Origin of the sequence: Cyanobium sp. Morenito 9A2, from assembly GCF_024345575.1 — a bacterium.
Lineage (GTDB): Bacteria > Cyanobacteriota > Cyanobacteriia > PCC-6307 > Cyanobiaceae > ATX-6F1.
The window spans coordinates 1-17,694 of record NZ_JAGQBJ010000017.1; the positions used below are offsets into that span (position 1 = coordinate 1).

At 65.6% G+C, this 17,694-nt stretch carries 16 protein-coding genes; 6 read left to right on the forward strand and 10 right to left on the reverse strand.

Annotation, left to right across the window (positions count from 1 at the left end):
* Window positions 1-122: 122 nt before the first annotated feature.
* The 5 genes from KBY88_RS14845 to KBY88_RS14865 form a co-directional block, all read right to left on the reverse strand.
* Complete coding sequence (locus KBY88_RS14845) at window positions 123-929, reverse strand: inositol monophosphatase family protein (protein ID WP_254940723.1); 807 nt, start codon at window positions 927-929, stop codon at window positions 123-125.
* Entirely contained in the window at window positions 926-2,344 is a 1,419-nt protein-coding gene (locus tag KBY88_RS14850; protein ID WP_315858143.1) for a BCD family MFS transporter, read from the reverse strand. The genes KBY88_RS14845 and KBY88_RS14850 overlap by 4 nt, the downstream gene beginning before the upstream one ends.
* 29 nt (window positions 2,345-2,373) lie before the next feature.
* Window positions 2,374-4,044, reverse strand: a complete 1,671-nt coding sequence (locus KBY88_RS14855; protein ID WP_315858144.1) for a TolC family protein — start codon at window positions 4,042-4,044, stop codon at window positions 2,374-2,376.
* Between the two features lie 213 nt (window positions 4,045-4,257).
* Complete coding sequence (locus tag KBY88_RS14860) at window positions 4,258-5,646, reverse strand: TIGR03279 family radical SAM protein (protein WP_254940724.1); 1,389 nt, start codon at window positions 5,644-5,646, stop codon at window positions 4,258-4,260.
* Between the two features lie 23 nt (window positions 5,647-5,669).
* Window positions 5,670-6,542 (reverse strand): undecaprenyl-diphosphate phosphatase, encoded by an 873-nt coding sequence (locus tag KBY88_RS14865; protein WP_254940725.1) that lies wholly within the window; start codon window positions 6,540-6,542, stop codon window positions 5,670-5,672.
* 103 nt (window positions 6,543-6,645) lie between these two features.
* Here KBY88_RS14865 and KBY88_RS14870 point away from each other — a divergent pair, with 103 nt between their 5' ends.
* The 3 genes from KBY88_RS14870 (at window position 6,646) to nadB (ending at window position 9,798) form a co-directional block, all read left to right on the forward strand.
* A complete protein-coding gene (locus tag KBY88_RS14870; RefSeq protein ID WP_315858145.1) occupies window positions 6,646-7,410 on the forward strand; it encodes a DUF3120 domain-containing protein in 765 nt (254 codons plus the stop codon).
* 213 nt (window positions 7,411-7,623) lie between these two features.
* On the forward strand, window positions 7,624-8,001 hold the full coding sequence (psbU, locus tag KBY88_RS14875; protein WP_254940726.1) for a photosystem II complex extrinsic protein PsbU: 378 nt from the start codon (window positions 7,624-7,626) through the stop codon (window positions 7,999-8,001).
* 198 nt (window positions 8,002-8,199) lie between these two features.
* Complete coding sequence (gene nadB, locus KBY88_RS14880; RefSeq protein ID WP_396103298.1) at window positions 8,200-9,798, forward strand: L-aspartate oxidase; 1,599 nt, start codon at window positions 8,200-8,202, stop codon at window positions 9,796-9,798.
* Here the strand turns inward: nadB and KBY88_RS14885 are convergent.
* The gene (locus tag KBY88_RS14885; RefSeq protein ID WP_254940728.1) at window positions 9,776-10,720 is read right to left on the reverse strand and encodes a vitamin K epoxide reductase family protein; all 945 of its coding nucleotides are present in this window, start codon (window positions 10,718-10,720) and stop codon (window positions 9,776-9,778) included. The genes nadB and KBY88_RS14885 overlap by 23 nt on opposite strands.
* 14 nt (window positions 10,721-10,734) lie before the next feature.
* Window positions 10,735-11,514, reverse strand: coding sequence for a BtpA/SgcQ family protein (locus KBY88_RS14890; protein ID WP_254940729.1), 780 nt, complete (start codon window positions 11,512-11,514; stop codon window positions 10,735-10,737).
* 83 nt (window positions 11,515-11,597) lie between these two features.
* Here KBY88_RS14890 and rimO point away from each other — a divergent pair, with 83 nt between their 5' ends.
* Window positions 11,598-13,004: a 30S ribosomal protein S12 methylthiotransferase RimO gene (gene rimO / locus KBY88_RS14895; protein ID WP_254940730.1), complete on the forward strand. Its 1,407-nt coding sequence runs from the start codon at window positions 11,598-11,600 to the stop codon at window positions 13,002-13,004.
* Window positions 13,001-14,227 (forward strand): MFS transporter, encoded by a 1,227-nt coding sequence (locus KBY88_RS14900; RefSeq protein ID WP_396103282.1) that lies wholly within the window; start codon window positions 13,001-13,003, stop codon window positions 14,225-14,227. Before rimO ends, KBY88_RS14900 begins: the two co-directional genes overlap by 4 nt.
* A 34-nt stretch (window positions 14,228-14,261) precedes the next feature.
* Here the strand turns inward: KBY88_RS14900 and KBY88_RS14905 are convergent, their stop codons facing one another.
* Window positions 14,262-14,354: a cytochrome B6 gene (locus tag KBY88_RS14905; RefSeq protein ID WP_254940731.1), complete on the reverse strand. Its 93-nt coding sequence runs from the start codon at window positions 14,352-14,354 to the stop codon at window positions 14,262-14,264.
* A 147-nt stretch (window positions 14,355-14,501) separates the two neighbouring features.
* Here KBY88_RS14905 and KBY88_RS14910 point away from each other — a divergent pair, with 147 nt between their 5' ends.
* Window positions 14,502-16,112 (forward strand): B12-binding domain-containing radical SAM protein, encoded by a 1,611-nt coding sequence (locus KBY88_RS14910; RefSeq protein WP_254940732.1) that lies wholly within the window; start codon window positions 14,502-14,504, stop codon window positions 16,110-16,112.
* Here KBY88_RS14910 and KBY88_RS14915 read toward each other — a convergent pair.
* Together KBY88_RS14915 and KBY88_RS14920 are read right to left on the reverse strand one after the other, a co-directional pair.
* A complete protein-coding gene (locus tag KBY88_RS14915) occupies window positions 16,109-16,495 on the reverse strand; it encodes a DUF4346 domain-containing protein (RefSeq protein ID WP_254940733.1) in 387 nt (128 codons plus the stop codon). The genes KBY88_RS14910 and KBY88_RS14915 overlap by 4 nt on opposite strands.
* A gap of 9 nt (window positions 16,496-16,504) precedes the next feature.
* Window positions 16,505-17,686 carry a GNAT family N-acetyltransferase gene (locus KBY88_RS14920; RefSeq protein ID WP_254940734.1) on the reverse strand — a complete coding sequence of 394 codons (1,182 nt, stop codon included), beginning with the start codon at window positions 17,684-17,686 and terminating at the stop codon, window positions 16,505-16,507.
* Between the last annotated feature and the right edge of the window lie 8 nt (window positions 17,687-17,694).

The following is a 17,694-nucleotide window of genomic DNA, read 5'->3' on the forward strand; positions in this document are numbered from 1 at the left end:
GGCGGCCTCCCGGCCGCTCGCTAAACCTACAACATCGCTCGGCTTGCGCCTCCCTCTGTTTTCGCTTCAGCTCTGCGCTCCCCCTCTCGGTGGGGCGCAGTCCAAAACACTAACACACCAGCTCAGGAAGAAACAAGGGCATGGGCCCACGGAAGAAAGGTCTCAAGCGTGGAGGCACTGCGCGCCGCCAGCACCGGGTAGTCGGTGTGGGCCAGGTTGGCCCCGGGTGCCTGGTCCTGGGGATCGATCAACAGCCAGCGGATCGGGCAATCCAGCTCTGTGAGCACCAGCCAAGCTGCCGCGAGGTCCCAAATCTTCGGGGTGGCCTCTAGGGCGGCGGTGGTCTGGCCCATGGCGACGCTGACCAGGTTCAAGCTGGCCACCCCCAACAGACGGATCTTGCCAGGGAAGCGACGATCCGGAAGTTTCTGGAGCACGCCAATCGAGCGACTGCACAGCGACGCGCAGCCCGCCACGTCGGGGTGCAGCGATGGAGGTTGCAGGCGCTTGCCATTTCGCCAAGCCCCCTGGCCTCGCACGGCAATGATCCGTTGGCGCAAGGGGGGCACATCCAGCAGGGCCCATACGGGCAATCCACCCTCAAAGCGAGCGATCGAAATTGCCCAGTAAGGGATGCCCGCAGCAAAGTTCGTGGTGCCATCGAGGGGATCAACCACCCAGTAGGCCGAACTGTTGGGCACGTGCTGATCCCCCTCCTCGCTCAGCACCCCCTCCCCAGGGAAGGCCTCGCCCAGACCACGCACGAGGGTTTCATCGCTCCAACGATCGCAAGCTGTGATGAGGCTTCCATCTGCCTTGGCTTCGGAGGCCATGTGACCGAAATCCTTGCGTTGGCGGTCAGCAACCTCGTCAACAAGCACCTCCAGCCGGGCCAACTCAGGGGGATAGGCAGCAAGGGCACTGGTCATCCGAGTTCAAGGGAGAGAACGTTGGAGAGGCTCCGGCCGGTGTCCTGGCGGAATTGTTGCAGGTTGACGCGTTCCAACAGAAGCAAAGCACCAAAGGCCACCAGCACCTCCACCAGCAACACCAAGGCATAGGGACCATAGGGGCCATGACCGGGGAGAACCCAGCGGCCGAAATCCAGCAGAGCACCCCCGGCCACCTTGCCAACGGCCCGCGACAGCGCCTGGGCCAGACCCCAGACGCCAACGAAGGTGCCCGCCACCTCGGGGAGGGTGAGATCAAGCATCAGGCAGAGGGCGCCATTGGTGCCGATGCCAGCAGCGAGGCCAAAAAACACCATCACCACTCGCAACAGTGGAACGCTGGCCAGGCTGCCCGCGACCACCAACAGAAGCAACGTCGCGATGATCAACCGACAACCCAGGCGAGCTGTGCCGAATTTCCCCAGCCGCGGGGCGATCACCAGACCAGCCAATAGGAGGCCCACCAGGGTGCCAACACCCCAGAGGGCATTGAGCGAAGCGGTGGCAGCAATGGGAAGAGCGAAAACCTCCGCGCCATAGCTCTCGAGGATCGGGTCCTGCAAGAACAGCCCCAGGGTGAACAGGACAAGAAAAAGGAAAAAGATCAGCACCTGGCGACTGGCTCTGACCAAACGCCAGGCCTGGGCCAGGGTGACAGCGTCGTCGCGTTCCGTGAAACGGCTCAGGGGTGATCTCCAACGGGGAGGTTCCAGGCCCCAAGTGGCCACAACGGTGAGGACGACGACGATCAGTGCCGCCTTAGCCATAAATGAAAGCAGCACCGGTTGCAACACTCCAGGATCCGTGACGCCGTCAAGACCCTTGAGGCTCAAACTGATGCTGATGGCTCCCACCACGATGCCGACGGTGAGCATCGACCAGATCACACTCACCGCCCGGGGGCGATCGAGCTCGCTCGTGCGATCGATCACCAAGGCGAGATAGGGCGTGGTGGCCAAAGAGATGCCAATTCCATAGGTGGCGAAGAGCAGACACAGCCCACCAGCTCCAGCAAGTTTGTCTGCTCCAGTGCCTCCGTCAAAAGCCGCTGCCACCTGAAAGATCATCGGCACCGCGAGCACAGCCAAGCCCGCGAACACCACTGTGCCGATCCAGATGTAAGGGGTGCGGTGGCGCCCACCCAGGGGTCTGGCATCGGACATCTGGCCAAACAGCACCCGGCTGGGGGCCATGAATTGCTCAAACGCCAAGGCCCCTCCAACGAGCAGGGCGGGCAGGCCCAGTTCGGTGATCATGATCCGGTTCAGCAGACCCGCAAAGATCACCGCCAGTGCGCCTAGGCAGGCTTGAAACAGACCAAGCCGAATGACCTGATGCAACCGCAGGCTGCCAGGGGGTTGAGGAGAGAAAGCGGCCAGGGCGGAAGGAGCCACGGCTACTGGTCAGGACGTTCGAGCGCCACCTAAGGGGCCAAGGGGCCACCGGCGCCCGACTTGAAGGACGCCAAACAGGCGGGCAGGAGGGGCTCGGGGGCTACGGGCACATTGATGCCGTTATCCGGCTTGGTGGACGGGAGTGAGCGGGGCTGGCAGCTGACGATCTGATCCAGGCCCGTGCGGCGCCGGATCGCCGCCAGCTGCCTGTTGTAGTCAGCCAGGGCAGAGGAATAGGCCACCTCTGCCTGGGTGAGGTCGCGCTGGTTGTCGACCACTTCCCGCTGGGTAGTGACACCGGCCTGGAAACGCAAACGAGCGAGGCGAAGGGATTCACGGGCAGAAATCACCTGGCGGGAAGTGGTCTGGATGTTGCGGTTATTTTGAAGCAGCTTGTAGAAGCTGTCTTCCACTTGCAAGCGGATGGAGTCGCGCTGGGAAGCAAAGAGATAGGTGTTTTGCTCGGCCTGCTGCTTGAACCGCCGAGCCTCGGCGTTGGCTCGGCCACCATCAAAGAGATTCCAACTCAGACTCAATCCGACGGCGTTGCTGACCTGGTACTGATATCCATTCATGTTCGTGGTATTGATGGTGCCGAACGTGGAATTGTCGACAACGCCACGCGAGCGGGACAACCCGAACGTGTTGAAGATGTTCAGGAAGGGTTCCACCTGAGCCCTGGAGGCATTGGCGTCACTGTTGGATACCGAAATGTCAAGCAACGCATTGTCGAGTTCTTCGCGGAAGGCATAGGCCGCAACGATGCTCTCCTGCAAGGAAGGCGTCCAGACGCCAAGGGCCCGCAGCGGCTCCTTGGCCGTAGGGGTGATGTTCTGGGGAAGGTTGAGCACGGTCGCCAAGGCCCTGCGAGCAATGGCTTGCTGCGCCAGGCCACCGTTGAGCAGCTGTTGATCGCGTGCCAGCTGGGTTTCTGCTTCGAGCACCTCCAGCTTGGTGGCCACGCCGGCCTGGAAGCGGGCCCGGGCATCGCGCAGGCTCACCAGCGACGCCCGGACGGATTCCTGACCAATGCGCACCTGATCATCGGAGAGCTGGAGGTCGAAGTAACGCTCCGCCGCCTGCAGCCGCGTTTCCCGCAGGGAGATGAGGTATTGGTTCTTGGCCTTCTCGTAGCGATCCCGGGCGGCGGCGATCTGGGGGACCCGCTGGGGATTGATTAGCCCCCAGGTGACGGCAACGTTTCCCGCGGCGCCAATCGACTTGGTCTGGGTCAAGCCGTCGGCGAAGAAGCTGCCGCCGTCAGGACGGCTGGTATAGGACTCCTGATTGAACAGCTGTGGAAAGCTCTGGGCGGTGAGCTGAATATTGGGATACCAGGATGAAATCTGGGCTCGCAGATTGGACTTGGCCTGATCAACTTGCGAAGCGACCGCCTTGAGGTCGGGGTTGTTGACCTCGACCAGATTTTCCACATCCCTCAGGCCCAGGGGTCGGAGAGCGCGAATCACCACCTGATCGGGATTGGTGGGCAAGGCCAGGGATGGGGGGGCTGCCAGGCGCTCGAGACCAGGCAGGAGCTTGGTGGCCGCTGGGGCCAGCACGTCCGGATTGGACTTCGGTCGCGGACCTTTGACCTTCGGGGCCAGGGGCAGCACCTGGGGCGTTGGGTCCGAAAGCGGAGGCGGACCATCCAGCACGGTCACCGGCACGGCAACCGGAGTGGCGGCCTGGGCGAGCACAGGGCCTGCGGATGCTGAAGGGAGCTCTGCGATGGGCTCAGACGGAGGGGGCGCCAGGAAGCTGCCGGAAAGGGAGGGCCCCTGAGGGGTTGCGTGGGTCGGGGCAGCCCAGGCCACAAGGGGCTGAAAGCTTGAGAGACAGGTACCGGTCAAGGCAGTCACTGCCAACAGCGATCGTCTCACCAGGAACCTTCAAAAATAATCTGACTGAGTTTAAGGAGTTTGCTGCGAACACACCAGGCAGGCAGCCACGAGGTCATCCGCCCCCTGCAGCAAGGTGATGGGTACCGCAAGACGCTCCTGAACGTCAGCGAGGGAGACGTCGTCAAGGAACACCGGTTGCCCTTGGCGCAGCATCACCGAAGGCACGAGCAGACCTTCCCCCAGGTCTTGCCCCGTCAGCCCCGTCAGCAGGTCTGAACCCGTCAAAAGGCCTGTCACCACTTGCTCCTGACCCCAATAGGGACTGGGAAGGCCATGGAGACGAAGCTCCAGCCCGACCACCCGATTGAGCCGATCGACCACGGGTTTCAGGGCCTCAGCCACTAGCTGGCCCACCACCCAGCTCAGGCGCCGAGGCCGCCTCAGGGCAGCAGGCAGAGTCAGCGTGGCCTGATCAAGAGCCTCGAGGAAGCTCCGAATGCTGCCGACGCCGTTCTCCTGTTGGGGCAAATCTTCGTAACTGCTCCGGGGTGGCAACGGATGGCCGCCAATGAGGTACCACTCATCGGCAAGCCAGGCGAAACGGCTGTGGAGCCGGGGTTCGAACTCCCGCTGCAGGGCCTCCACCTGCTCGATCACCCGCCGGGCGCAGGAACGATCCACAGGAATCAGCCCATCACCGACGGGCCGGAAGCGGGTCAGGCCGACGGGAACCACCGCGGCCGAGAGCACCGCCGGCCAATCACCGGAGGCGAAACGCGCCAGATCCCGCAGGGTGCGTTCCAAAGCCGCCCCGTCGTTCTCTCCTGGGCAGACCACCACCTGGGCGTGGACTTGCAACCGGCGTTCTGCGAACCAAGCCAGCTGGTCCATCAACAGGCCCGCTCGGGGGTTGACCAGCAGGCGCTGGCGTAGGGCGGGATCCGTGGCGTGGACCGACACATACAACGGTGAAAGACGTTGCTCCTCGATCCGCTGCCAATCGGCGGCGTTGAGGTTCGTAAGGGTCAGGTACGAGCCGTAGAGGAAGCTCAGCCGGTAGTCGTCATCTTTGAGATAGAGGCTGTCGCGCTGGCCCGGGGGTTGCTGGTCAATGAAACAGAAGGCGCAGTGGTTGTTGCACTGACGCAAGCCGTCGAAGAGCGCTTCGGTAAAGGCGAGGCCCAGTCCATCGTCCAAATCCTTCTCAATCTCCAGCCGATGCTTTTCGCCGCTGGGATCTTCGACCTCCAAGGTCAGCTCTTCACCGGCACTGAGCACCTGGAAATCGATGAGGTCCCTGGGGCGGATGCCGTTGATGCTCAACAGCCGGTCGCCAGGCTGAAACCCCAACTCCTCACCGATGGAGCCGGGCTCCACAGAGGCCACGACGGCCGGGGCAGGGAGTCGCTGCTGGTGGCCGGCCGCCAGAGCAATCCCGGCGGAGGGTTCATTCCACACGGGAAGGGAAGGAGGCGATCCAATCAGTTTGGCGCCGCAGCGACCTGACTCGTCCAAACCAGCAGCAGCACCCCGAACACCAGCCGATACGCCACGAAGATCCAGGTGGAATGCTTCTGCAGGTACTGGAGCAACCAGGCGATCGCCCACCAGGACACCAGGGCGGCCGCCACCACGCCGAGCAACAGTGGCACGACCCCGCCGGCCAGCGGCTCGCTGAGGGCCGATTTGAGCTCCACCAGTCCCGCCAGGGTGATCGCCGGGATGCCAAGCAGAAACGAGAAACGGGCGGCATCCTGCCGGCGCCAGCCATCGAACAAGGAAGCGGTCAGGGTGCTGCCAGAGCGGGAGACCCCTGGGATCAGAGCCAGGGCCTGGGCCAGACCCACAAGCAGGCCATCTCCGCCGCGCACTTGAGAGATCCGCTTGAGCCGAGAACCAAAGCGCTCGGCCAAGGCCAGCAGGACGGCCATCACGATCGAAGCGATGGCAATCGAGCTGATGCTGCGCAAGGGGGAATGGTCGAAATCAGGCACCAGCGACTTGATCACCGCCGCCGCCACGAGGATCGGCAGGGTGCCGATGGCGATCGCTGTCCCCAGCCGCGCCTCATCTGATCCCCAGTTGCTCTCCCGGAAGGCCTTCGCCACCCCCGCCAGCACCTCCGCCAGATCAGCTCTGAAATAGCCAATCACCGCAACGATGCTGCCCAGCTGAATCACGGCGGTGACCGCTACGCCGGGGTCGCCCCAACCCAGCAGCACGGGAAGCACCTTGAGGTGAGCTGTGCTGCTGATCGGCAGAAACTCCGTCAGCCCCTGCACCACACCGAGCACCAGGTAGTGCCAGCAGGCCGTCACCACATCGAGCGCTGGCGCTGACGTTGAGGGGGGCATCGGCAGGGAGGTGCAGGGCGGACTTCACTGACCCTATGGCGACAGGAGCGCCGGGGCCAGTCCCGGAGTCCCTTAAGGTTGGATACCTTTCTTCATGGAGCAGGTGAACGGGACCCTGGTCAGCCCCCCCTTCCGCCAGCGGCCCCCAGCCCTGTCTCCCCACAGACAAGGTTCAGATCCCTGGCGGATCGTGACCCTCGGCGTGGCAGCGCCCCACGCCTCCCTCCCCGTGCTGGCCTCACTGCTGGTGCTTCTGCCGGTCTTTCTCCAGGCCCCATGGGTGCGCCTGCAGCCCTTCAGCGCCGCCCTCTTCACCCTGCCCTTGCTGCTGGGCGGACTGATCCTGGAGCGTCACGGAAGTGGAGCCTGGAAAACAGTTGGTCCGCTGCTGGTGGGGTTCAGTGGCAGCTGGCTGGGTGGTTGCCTCTTCTGGGGCTGGTGCCGCGAGCATCCCCTGTGGCACTTGCCGATCGAGGCCTTCGCCCTGCCCCTAGCGCTCACCGGGCTGACCGGTCGCTGGCGTCTGGCCGGCAGCTTCTACCTCGCCTCGTTGCTGGGCACCGCCTGCACCGATGGGGTCATGGCGATCAGCGGCGTCATGGGCCTCTGGCCTGCCGTGCTGCAGGCCCCCGCCAATCAGGCGGCGCCGCTGCTCCATCAGGCCGCCCTGGCCGTGCTTCAACCGCCCTGCCTACTGCTGGTTCTTGGCGTGGCCGCTGGCCTGCTGACCTGCTGCCGTTGGGGCTGGCGGCAGCACCACGATCAGGCCTGGCGTGTCGCTGCTGCCGCCCTGGCCACGACCATGGCGGTGGATGGCTTGTTCCTGGGGGTGGCCCTGCTGGCACCCCGGCTCAGCGGCCTGATCTGAGCAGGGGCCGCCTCCTACGGGCCCCCCACCCATGGGTCTTCGTTGCGGGGGCAGATCGGGGAAAGCCTGATCGGAGCCTGAATTGAAGAACTGCAAAAGCCTTGCGCGCAGAGGCGGTTCCTGATGCACTCTGCCTGTAGCGTTGGCCCGATGGCTGCTATGTAGCCACTGTGCTCCTTGCTCGGAGCTCCCTGTTCGGATCGGAGTTTTTCGATGAAACGCCTGGTGTCGTGGCTGATAAGTGGCGCGGTGATGGCCGGCCTGCTGCTGGGCCTTCTGTTACCGCCCGCCGCGCAGGCGGCTGAACGGCGCAACGTTGCTGACGACAAGCGCGCCGAGCGCGGTGACAAGGTCGACCTCAACAATTCCTCGGTGCGCGCCTTCCAGCAGTTCCCGGGTCTCTACCCAACCCTGGCAGGCAAAATTGTGCTGGGTGGTCCGTACACCAACGTCGATGACGTGCTTCAGATGGACCTCACAGAGCGCCAGAAGGAGCTGTTCGAAAAGTACAAGACCAACTTCACCGTTACTCCTCCATCGATCGCCCTCAATGAGGGTTTCGATCGGATCAACGACGGTGTCTACCGCTGACCGGGTTGCGCTCGGCTTTCCCATTAAGCCGTCGGGACTTACACCCGGCGGCTTTTTTAGTGGCAACCCAGTCGCGTGTCGACCATGCCTGATCCATCAGCCAGGGCTGAGCTGACAGCAGTGGCTGATCTGGCGGCCAGCTCGCCGCTGGCAACGACCTGGGACGTGGTGGTGATTGGCGGCGGAGCTGCCGGGCTGATGGCTTGCCTGGAATTGCCGGCCGGCCTGAGCGTGCTGCTTCTCAGCAAGGACGCAGCACCCCGCTCCGCCAGCCGCTGGGCCCAAGGGGGCATCGCAGCCGTGACACGCCCCGAGGACAGCTTCGCCAGCCACTACGAGGACACCCTGCGGGCCGGTGCTGGCCTCTGTGACCCCGCCGCCGTGGCCCTGCTGGTGCACGAAGCGCCGACCTGCGTGGAGCATTTGCTGCAGCTGGGCATGGACTTCGACCGGGACGGCGCCGGCCTGAGTACCACCTTGGAGGCCGCCCATAGCCACCGGCGTGTGCTCCATGCCCAGGACCGCACCGGCGGTGCCCTGGTGGACGCGCTGGAGCGGGAGGTCATCAGCCGGCCAGGCCTGGTGCAACGCAAAGGCGTCGCGGCGCTGGCGCTCTGGGTGGACGGAGGCCGCTGCCACGGCCTGCAGATCCTCGAAGGCTCTCGGTTGCGCTGGCTGCGGGCCGGCGCCGTCGTACTCGCCAGCGGCGGGGGCGGCCATCTGTTCGCCAACACCACCAACCCCCCCCAGGCCACCGGTGACGGGGTGGTGATGGCCTGGCAAGCGGGGGCGGTGCTGCGCGATCTGGAATTCGTGCAGTTCCACCCCACCGCCCTCATGCTCCCCGGGGCGCCCCACTTCTTGATTTCGGAAGCGGTGCGCGGTGAAGGAGCACGCCTGCTGGACCGCCAAGGCCGCAGCCCCGTGGGCCGCTTGGCGGGGGGGGATCTGGCCCCCCGGGATCAGGTGAGCCGTGCTCTGGTGCGCTGCATGCAGGAGCAGCGCCTGGCGCACGTCTGGCTCGACCTGCGCCCGGTGGGAGACGATCGGTTGCTCCGCCAGTTCCCCACGATCCTGGGCCGCTGCCGGGAGTTTGGCCTGGAGCCCTTGCGCGAGCCCATTCCCGTGGCCCCCGCCGCCCACTACTGGATGGGTGGGGTGAGCACCGATTTGAACGCCAGCACCAGCCTCAAGGGCCTCTATGCCGTCGGTGAAGTGGCCTGCACGGGTGTGCACGGGGCCAACCGCCTGGCCAGCAACTCACTGATGGAATGCCTGGTGTTCGCCCGGCAACTGCGGCACATCGACGTGGCCACCCCGGCCTCTGGATCAGACCAGGAACCCTGCCACCGCCAGGTGGCAGGGCCCTACCGAGAGGAGACTGAACCCGAAGGACTCGACCTCCAGACCTTGCGCAGCCTGTGCTGGCGGGTGGCGGGGGTGGAGCGGGAGGGGGCCCAGCTGCGCCAAGCCCTGCGGCGGCTCGGAGAACGAAACCGCCCCGGGGGAGAAGGTCCTGGCGGCGGGGCCCTGGGCCCCGATCCAGGCGAGCAGCTGGAGCTGGAGCCCCGGGACGCCCGGCGACTGCTGGAGCGCCACGAACTGAGCCAACAACGGGTGCTGGCGCGGCTGCTGATGGAGGCGGCCGCCTTCCGTCAGGAGAGCCGAGGCGGCCACTTTCGCCTGGATGCAGCGGCCAGCCAACCCTTCTGGGCCCGCCACAGCCTTCAGCGTCGGGGCGAACCCATCGGAACGGGTCCCCTGGGAGTCCCGTTCAAGGGGCCACTGGGCCTTTGAACTCACTGAGCTTGGCCAGTTCCTTGAGGGTTTTGACCCCCGAGCTGAGGCTGCCCTTGATCTCCCAGCTGGGGAAGCCCTCGATTTTCTTCTGCTCACACAGGGCCCGCTGGCTGTTCTGACCATCGGGGGCGCACTCGATGAGCTTGAGCTTCGCGGTGGCCTGCTTGCCGAACAGCTCCTTCTGCTCATGGCAGTGGGGGCACCACCAAGCGGTGTACATCACAGCGCCTTCAGCGGTGAGATGTTCGGCCAGAGCAAGGGTCTGAGGTGTGCTCTCACGGACGACCGCCATCGGCACCCCCTTGGTGGCCAGGGCCGCCGGACGGTTCACTGAGGCCGCCCAACCGAGGGAAATCAAGCCCACCACCAGCGCCAGCAAAATGCCGCGGAACAGCAGCTGGCCCCGGTCCTCCCACTCTCCTCCGAACAGGCTGAGGACGAAGAGAGAGAGGCTCAGCACCGCCGAGAGGATGCAGAACGGGCAGCAGCTCTTGATCGCCAGAAGCATCACACCGATCAGCACCGCGCTGAACACGGCCATGCCAGTGCTGATCAAAAACAGGCCCCACCAGCTGGCGTCGGTGAGCTTGGCCTTGGCCTCCCCCCGGAGCACGAGGGGCAACACCGCCAGCAGCAGCACGCTGGCGTAGGCCAGGAAGCCAAACAGCGAAAGCGGCTGCCCCGCCACCGTGCCCCAACCGCTGGAGAGCACCTGCTCGCACCCGTTGCAACCGAACAGGGCGTCCTTCGAGCAGGTGAGTGCTCCCAGGACGCCCCATTTCTTGACTGTCACCGCACCGGTATCGATGGCACCGATGGTGGCCAGCACGGCGATCACCACCCGCACCCAGCGGCGGCCGGGCTCACCGCCGCCGCGGCGGCGGCTGCCCAGGCGGGAGTTCAGTCGTTGGGTGCTCAAAGGGTGCGACTTCGCTAGCTCGATTGTGGCAGCAGGAGCCGAAGTGCCTCCACCCTGCGGGGATCAACCGGGCGTTGGACCAGGCCGGCTTGCTTGAGGGCGGTGCCTGCGATGACGCCATCGCAGGCGGCCGCCAGGGAAGCCATGGTTTCGGCCGAGGCGCCGCTGCCGATGAGCACCGGGGCCCCGGCCGCAGCCGCTCGAGCCCGGCGCAGGTCACCCAAGGCGGTGGGTTGACCCGTGCCGCTGCCTGAAACGATCACCCCATCGGCGCCGCCGCGGCTGAGGACATCGCGCACGGCCTCCTCGATGGTGAGCGCGGCCAGGGGCGCTCCGTGCTTGACCAGCACATCCGCCAGGATCCGAATCCCCTCGGCCCCCAGGAGTCGGCGGCGGCGCAGCAGCTCGGCGGCAGGCCCCTGGAGCAGCCCCTGATCGGTGACCGTGGCGCCGGTGAGCACGTTGACGCGGATGAAGCGAGCGCCGCTGGCCTGGGCGATCGCCAGGGCGGCCAAGGCGTCGTTGCGAAGCACATTGAGTCCCACAGGCAAGGGTGTGGCTGCCACCACGGCGGTGGCGATCCGGGCCATGGAAGCCACCGTTTCCGGAGGCACCCGCTCGCCGAAGAAGGGCACATCACCGAAGTTCTCGACGATCAACCCATCGGCCCCGCCATCGGAATAGGCCAACGCATCGGCCAGGGCAGCCGCCTGCACCGCCTCCAGATCCCCCGCCCAGCGCGGTGAACCTGGCAGTGGCATCAGGTGCACCACCCCGATCAGGGGGCAGGGCATGGAAAACAGCTCACGCCAGGGGCTCCCCATCACGTAATTCGTCACCTTTCGTCCCATAGGGTGAACGATGAGCCCGCCCTGCCATGACCGTCGCCGCCAGCCAACCCACGGCTCCCAGCAAACCAACGGTGGCCTTCGCCCACCTGGGCTGCGAGAAGAACCGGGTGGACACCGAGCACATGCTGGGTCTGCTGGCGGAGGCCGGCTACGGCGTCAGCGCCGATGAGAGCGACGCCTCCGTGGTGGTGGTCAACACCTGCAGCTTCATCCAGGACGCCCGCGAGGAATCGGTGCGCACGCTGGTGGAGCTGGCCGAACAGGGCAAGGAACTGATCATCGCGGGCTGCCTGGCCCAGCACTTCCAGGAGGAACTGCTGGAGTCGCTGCCGGAGGCCAAGGCGATCGTGGGCACCGGCGATTACCAGCACATTGTGAGTGTGTTGGAGCGGGTGGAGGCGGGGGAGCGCGTCAACCAAGTGAGCCCCGTGCCCACCTTCGTGGCCGACGAGCACCTGCCGCGCTATCGGACCACCTCCGAGGCGGTGGCCTATCTGAAAGTGGCCGAAGGCTGTGACTACCGCTGCGCCTTCTGCATCATTCCCAAGCTCAGGGGCGACCAGCGCTCACGGCCGATCGAATCGATCGTGGCCGAGGCCCGGCAACTGGCGGCCCAGGGGGTCAAAGAGCTGATCCTGATCAGCCAGATCACCACCAACTACGGCCTCGACCTCTACGGCAAACCCCAGCTGGCGGAATTGCTGCGCGCCCTGGGCGCCGTGGAGATCCCCTGGATCCGGGTCCATTACGCCTACCCAACGGGTCTCACCACCGAGGTGCTGGCGGCCTATCGGGAGGTGCCCAACGTGCTGCCCTATCTGGATCTGCCCCTGCAGCACAGCCACCCTGAGGTGCTGCGGGCGATGAACCGCCCCTGGCAGGAGGGGGTCACCGGCGGCCTGTTGCAGCGCATCCGCGACCAACTGCCCGACGCCGTGCTGCGTACCACCTTCATCGTCGGATTCCCGGGGGAAACGGAGAAGCACTTCGAGCACCTGCTCGACTTCGTGGCCGAGCAACGCTTCGACCACGTCGGCGTGTTCACCTTCTCCCCCGAAGACGGCACCGCCGCCGCCGACCTGCCCCATCCGGTGCCGCCTGAGCTAGCCCAAGCGCGAAAGGACCGGCTGATGGCTCTGCAGCAAACCATTTCCGCCGAGCGCAACGCGGCCTGGGTGGGCCGCATCGTCGATGTGCTGATCGAACAGGAAAACCCCATCAGCGGCGCGATGCTCGGCCGCTGTGGCCGCTTCGCCCCCGATGTGGACGGAGAGGTGCAGGTGAGGCCCGGCGAAGGAGGCCTCTGCGCCGCCCCGGGCACCATGGTTCCGGTACGGATCACGGGCTCAGGCCCCTATGACCTCGAAGGCATGGTGGTGGGGGCCGCGGCGATGGTGGATCGGGCGCTGGCCGCCCGCCGGGGTGGGGCTTGAGCTCTCCGCTCAGCTTGATCGTCCGCCATCAACGCACCACGTTCCTGATCGCTTCGGGGCTCTCCACAGCGGGGTCCTTCGCTGGGATCACGGCCAAAGGTTGGATCCTGATGCACGGGAGCAACAACCCACTGATGCTCGCGCTTCACTTCGGCGCCCTGGCGCTGCCCACCCTGCTGGTGAGCGGACTGGCCGGAGTCTGGACCGACCGCCTTGGCTGCGAAAAGATCCTGATCCGCGCCCAGTGGGGGCTCTGCTTCGGTGCCGCCCTCGGGGCCGTGGCCATTCCGCTGCTCCAGGGTGGCGCCCAGGTGGCGCTGTTGCTGCTGAGCACCTTCATCGTCGGGCTGGCCAGCTCCTTTGAGCTCACAGCGCGCAACAAGTACTGCGCCCTGCTGGTGGATGAACCGGCCCAGCTGCCCCCGTATCTCACCAGTTTTTCGGTGGTCTTCAACGTTGGGAAGCTCGTGGGCCCACCCCTGGGGGGCTGGCTGCTGGCCCTGACCGGACCCACCTCGGCCCTGGCCATCGACGCCGCCAGCTACTTGCTGCCGATCGCCACGGTGATCTGGCTGCTCCACCCGCACCGGGAACGGGAGCAGCGCAGCGGGGCCGGCAGCCGTGGCTCCCTGGGCAGTGCCTGGCGGGAGTGCGGCGGCGGCCTGCGCCATGTGCTGTTCTTCACGGGCGTGGCCTGCCTGGTGGGCTTCTTCCACCCAGGATTGGCACCGCTGATGGCGTCCCAGCTGGTGGGCTCCAGCCCCCAGGATCTGGGGATCTTCACCAGCGTGATCGCCGTGGGCAGCATCAGCTGCGGTGTGATCCTGCAACGGAACAGCGCCTGGCTGAGCTTGAGACCTGGTCTGCTGCTGGGCGTCTGCACCCTGCTGACGGCCCTGGCGCAGTTGGGCATGGCCCTGGCGCTCAACCAGGCCTTCAGCCTGGCCATGGCCCTGCTCATCGGTGCAGGAACCGCAGGGTTGCTCGCCGGCAGCAACCTGGTTACCCAGGTGGCCGCCCCGGTGGCCCTGCGGGGCCGGATGGCGGGCATGGGACAGATCGCCTTTCTCGGTGGCGGGGGCTTAAGCGGCCTACTGGCGGCAAGCCTGAGCCTCAGCATCGGCCTTCGGGCCACCTTTGCCCTCCTGGGAGGCCTCGGCCTGGCCCTGGGGGCATGGGAACTGGCACGCAACGGTCACCGGCGGCTGCTGCCAGTGACCTGAACGCGTCAGGCCAGTGGATGGCCATCCATTCAGATCAGATCAGGCGAATGCCGCGGAGTACGCCGGAGATGACGGCAGCGGCGGCAAGTCCGCCGACGACGAGCACGAGGTAGAGGGCCACACCCATGGTGATCGGAGGAACACAACCCTGCCATTACAGCAGAAACCGGCCACGGCCCGGGCGAGACGACCTAGGGTGGTGTCACGACAATTTCGCTGGCTCCACGCCTCGATCCCGCCAGCCGTCGCTTGAATTCACCCCGCCCAGGACGGCATGCGCGCCCTGTTCATCTACCCGGAATTTCCCAAAACGTTCTGGAGCTACGAGAAGATCCTCGAGCTGGTGAACCGCAAGGTTCTGCTGCCACCCCTCGGGCTGGTCACGGTGGCGGCCCTGCTGCCCCAGAACTGGGAGATGAAGCTCGCCGACCGCAATGTCAGGGAGGTGACCGACGAGGAATGGGCGTGGGCCGAACTGGTGATCATCTCGGGGATGATCGTGCAGAAGGAAGACATGCAACGGCAGATCGCCAAAGCCAAGCAGCGTGGTCTGCCGGTGGCCGTGGGAGGCCCCTTTGCCAGTTCCACCCCCGATGCCCCTGAAATCGATCTGGCCGATTTCAAGGTCTTGGACGAAGGCGAAATCACCTTGCCGATGTTCATCGAAGCCATTGAGCGGGGCGATACCGGCGGTCGCTTCAGCTCCAACGGAGAGAAGCCTGATGTCACGGGAACCCCTGTGCCTCGCTTCGATCTGCTCGAACTCGATGCCTACGACTCGATGTCGGTGCAGTTTTCCCGGGGCTGTCCCTTTCAATGCGAGTTCTGCGACATCATCGTGCTCTACGGCCGCAAGCCGCGCACCAAGGCTCCGGAGCAGCTGGTCGCTGAACTGCAGGCTCTCTATGACCTCGGCTGGAGGCGTTCAATCTTTCTTGTCGACGACAATTTCATCGGCAACAAACGCAACGCCAAGTTGCTGCTGCCGGCCATCAAGCAATGGCAGATCGAGCACAAGTATCCGTTCAGTTTCGCCACGGAGGCCTCCGTCGACCTGGCCTCCGACGATGAAATGATGCAGATGATGGCGGAAGCGCGTTTCGACAGCGTCTTCCTCGGGATTGAGACGCCCGACGAAGCCAGCCTCTCGATGACCGGAAAACATCAGAACACCCGCAGCTCCCTCGAGGAATCGGTGGACCGGATCACCTCCTACGGCATCCGTGTGATGGCGGGCTTCATCATCGGCTTCGACGGTGAGAAGAGCGGAGCCGGCGACCGGATCGTGACCTTCGTGAGCCGCACAGGGATCCCCGCCGCGATGATGGGGATGCTTCAGGCCCTGCCGAACACGGGTCTCTGGCACAGGCTCGAGAAAGAAGGCCGCCTGATCCAGGAGAAGGCTGATGCCAAGGGCGTCAACCAGACCAACCTGCTCAATTTCGTGCCCACTAGGCCGATCCGAGACATCGCCAACGAATACGTCGATGCCTTCTGCCGGCTCTACGAGCCCAACGCTTACATCGATCGGGTCACGCATTACTACCAGAAGATGGGCCGACCGCGCTGGCAGCAGTTCGTGCCCAAGGCGGCCTTCGGGAAAGCCGCCTTGCCCACCTGGACGGACATCCGCGCCCTCTCCATCGTGATCTGGCGTCAGGGGATCAAGCGCGACACCCGCGGGCGCTTCTGGCGTGCCCTGGCCACGATCGCCCGCAAGAATCCCGACAACCTGGAGCAGTTCCTGGTGACCCTCGCCCACAACGAGCATTTCCAGGAGTACCGCGGCGTGGTGACCCGGGAGATCCAGCAACAGCTGGCCTCCCTGCCCCCCGAGCCCCCGGAAAGCGCCCGCCAGCCCAGCCGCGAACTCCAGCCGGCCTAGTCCTGCACGTAGGGGATTCCCTGCTCAAGGCAGCGCTCCGCCCGGGCCAGCTCGCGGCCGAGATAGAGGGCATGGTCCAGCCGGCCCAGAGGCGGTGGGGCCTCTCTTTCGCTGAGCGCGATGCCCAGTTCCTTGGCGGAGCGCCCCCGGTAGACCGCCAGCGGCACGCGCGGGCCGGCGCCTCGGCAGGCGATCACCTCGCCGCTCTCGGGATCGGTGGCCAGACCCTGGTCGTTGACCCCGTTGCCGAAGTGCTCCGCCACCAGCTCCCCCGCCTCCAAGTCCAGGCGGATCACGAAGTAACCGGCGGGGTCCAGGGCAATGAAGCGCTTGGACAGCCCTTCATCGAGCTGCTGGCGTTCGCTGGGGGTGAGGGCTGCCATGGGCCGATGTTAAGCAGAGGCCTCCAGCGGCATCGGCTGGCGGCTGAAGGGAAGTTCGGCGTTGACCGCCTCGATCTCTTCAAGCTGGGCGGCATTGGCCTCGGGCAACCAGCGCCGAATGATCGACCCGAAGCGGGGGTCACTCCAGTGGTGCAGGCTCACCTGGCTCTGGGCCAGGAAGCCCCGCCGGCGCTTGTGGCTGCCGCCGGCCCCGGGATCGAACCGGCGCAGGCCCCGCTCGATCGCCCAGGCGATCGGCGCGTAGTAACAGACCTCGAAGTGCAGGTTCTCCAACTCCAGATCACTGCCCCAGTAACGGCCCCAAAGATCCTGGTCGGTGAACACGCACAGCGCCATGGCCACAGGGTCGCTGGGATCGCCCCTGTGGGCGCTGAACAACACGAGGTTGTCGCGCAGGTGCTGGTGGGCATAGGTGAAGAAAGCCTCGCTGAGGTATTTGCTGCCCCAGGCTCCCCAGCGGCTGCAATGGCCTGCGTAGAAGCGGTGCATGCGCAGCAGGGCGGCTTCCGTGATCGCCTCCCCCACCAGCGGCGTCACGCTGATGCCCGCCTCCGAGACGGAGCGCCGTTCGCGCTTGATGTTGCGGCGCTGGTTGGCGTTGAACCCCGCCAGGTAGTCGTCGAAGCTGCTGAAGCCGTTGTTGGTCCATTCGCTGCGCTGGTTCAGCCAATGGGCCCAGCCAGATGCCTCCACCAGCGGTAGCCAATCGGGATCCACCGAGAGCAGGTTGCAGCTGAGCACAGCGTTCTGGCGGCAGAAGTCCTCGATCAGGCGGAACATCAACGCCGTGATCTCCAGTTGATCTTCACCAGCTGCGATGTGGAAGCGGTAGCCCTGGATCGGGCTCACCGGGCTCATGCCCAGCAGCTTCGGGTAGTAGCGCAGCCCCAGCTGGCCCGCCAGCTGGGCGAACGACTGGTCGAAGACGAATTCTCCGTAGCTGTGGCCCTTCAGATAGAGCGGTGCCACGGCGATCAGCGCCCCAGCGCGCCACAGCCCCAGGTGCAACGACTGCCAGCCCTCGCCCGCGACGATGCTGCCGGAGGCCTCCAGCCCGTGGAGCCAACTCCAGGAGTAGAAGGGAAGCCCTGAGGATTCGACGAGCGCCTGCCATGGTCCCTGGGGAAGTTCCGCCATGGACCGGTGCCAACGGGCCTGAAGCTCAGCCATCGAGGGGC

Coding starts and splice junctions, on each gene's coding strand:
- KBY88_RS14845 (WP_254940723.1), bottom strand. CDS start 929: ATGACCAGTGCCCTTGCTGCCTATCCCCCTGAGTTGGCCCGGCTGGAG.
- KBY88_RS14865 (WP_254940725.1), bottom strand. CDS start 6,542: ATGCCCCCCTCAACGTCAGCGCCAGCGCTCGATGTGGTGACGGCCTGC.
- psbU (WP_254940726.1), top strand. CDS start 7,624: ATGAAACGCCTGGTGTCGTGGCTGATAAGTGGCGCGGTGATGGCCGGC.
- nadB (WP_396103298.1), top strand. CDS start 8,200: ATGGCTTGCCTGGAATTGCCGGCCGGCCTGAGCGTGCTGCTTCTCAGC.
- KBY88_RS14890 (WP_254940729.1), bottom strand. CDS start 11,514: ATGCCCTGCCCCCTGATCGGGGTGGTGCACCTGATGCCACTGCCAGGT.
- rimO (WP_254940730.1), top strand. CDS start 11,598: ATGACCGTCGCCGCCAGCCAACCCACGGCTCCCAGCAAACCAACGGTG.
- KBY88_RS14905 (WP_254940731.1), bottom strand. CDS start 14,354: ATGGGTGTGGCCCTCTACCTCGTGCTCGTCGTCGGCGGACTTGCCGCC.
- KBY88_RS14910 (WP_254940732.1), top strand. CDS start 14,502: ATGCGCGCCCTGTTCATCTACCCGGAATTTCCCAAAACGTTCTGGAGC.
- KBY88_RS14915 (WP_254940733.1), bottom strand. CDS start 16,495: ATGGCAGCCCTCACCCCCAGCGAACGCCAGCAGCTCGATGAAGGGCTG.
- KBY88_RS14920 (WP_254940734.1), bottom strand. CDS start 17,686: ATGGCTGAGCTTCAGGCCCGTTGGCACCGGTCCATGGCGGAACTTCCC.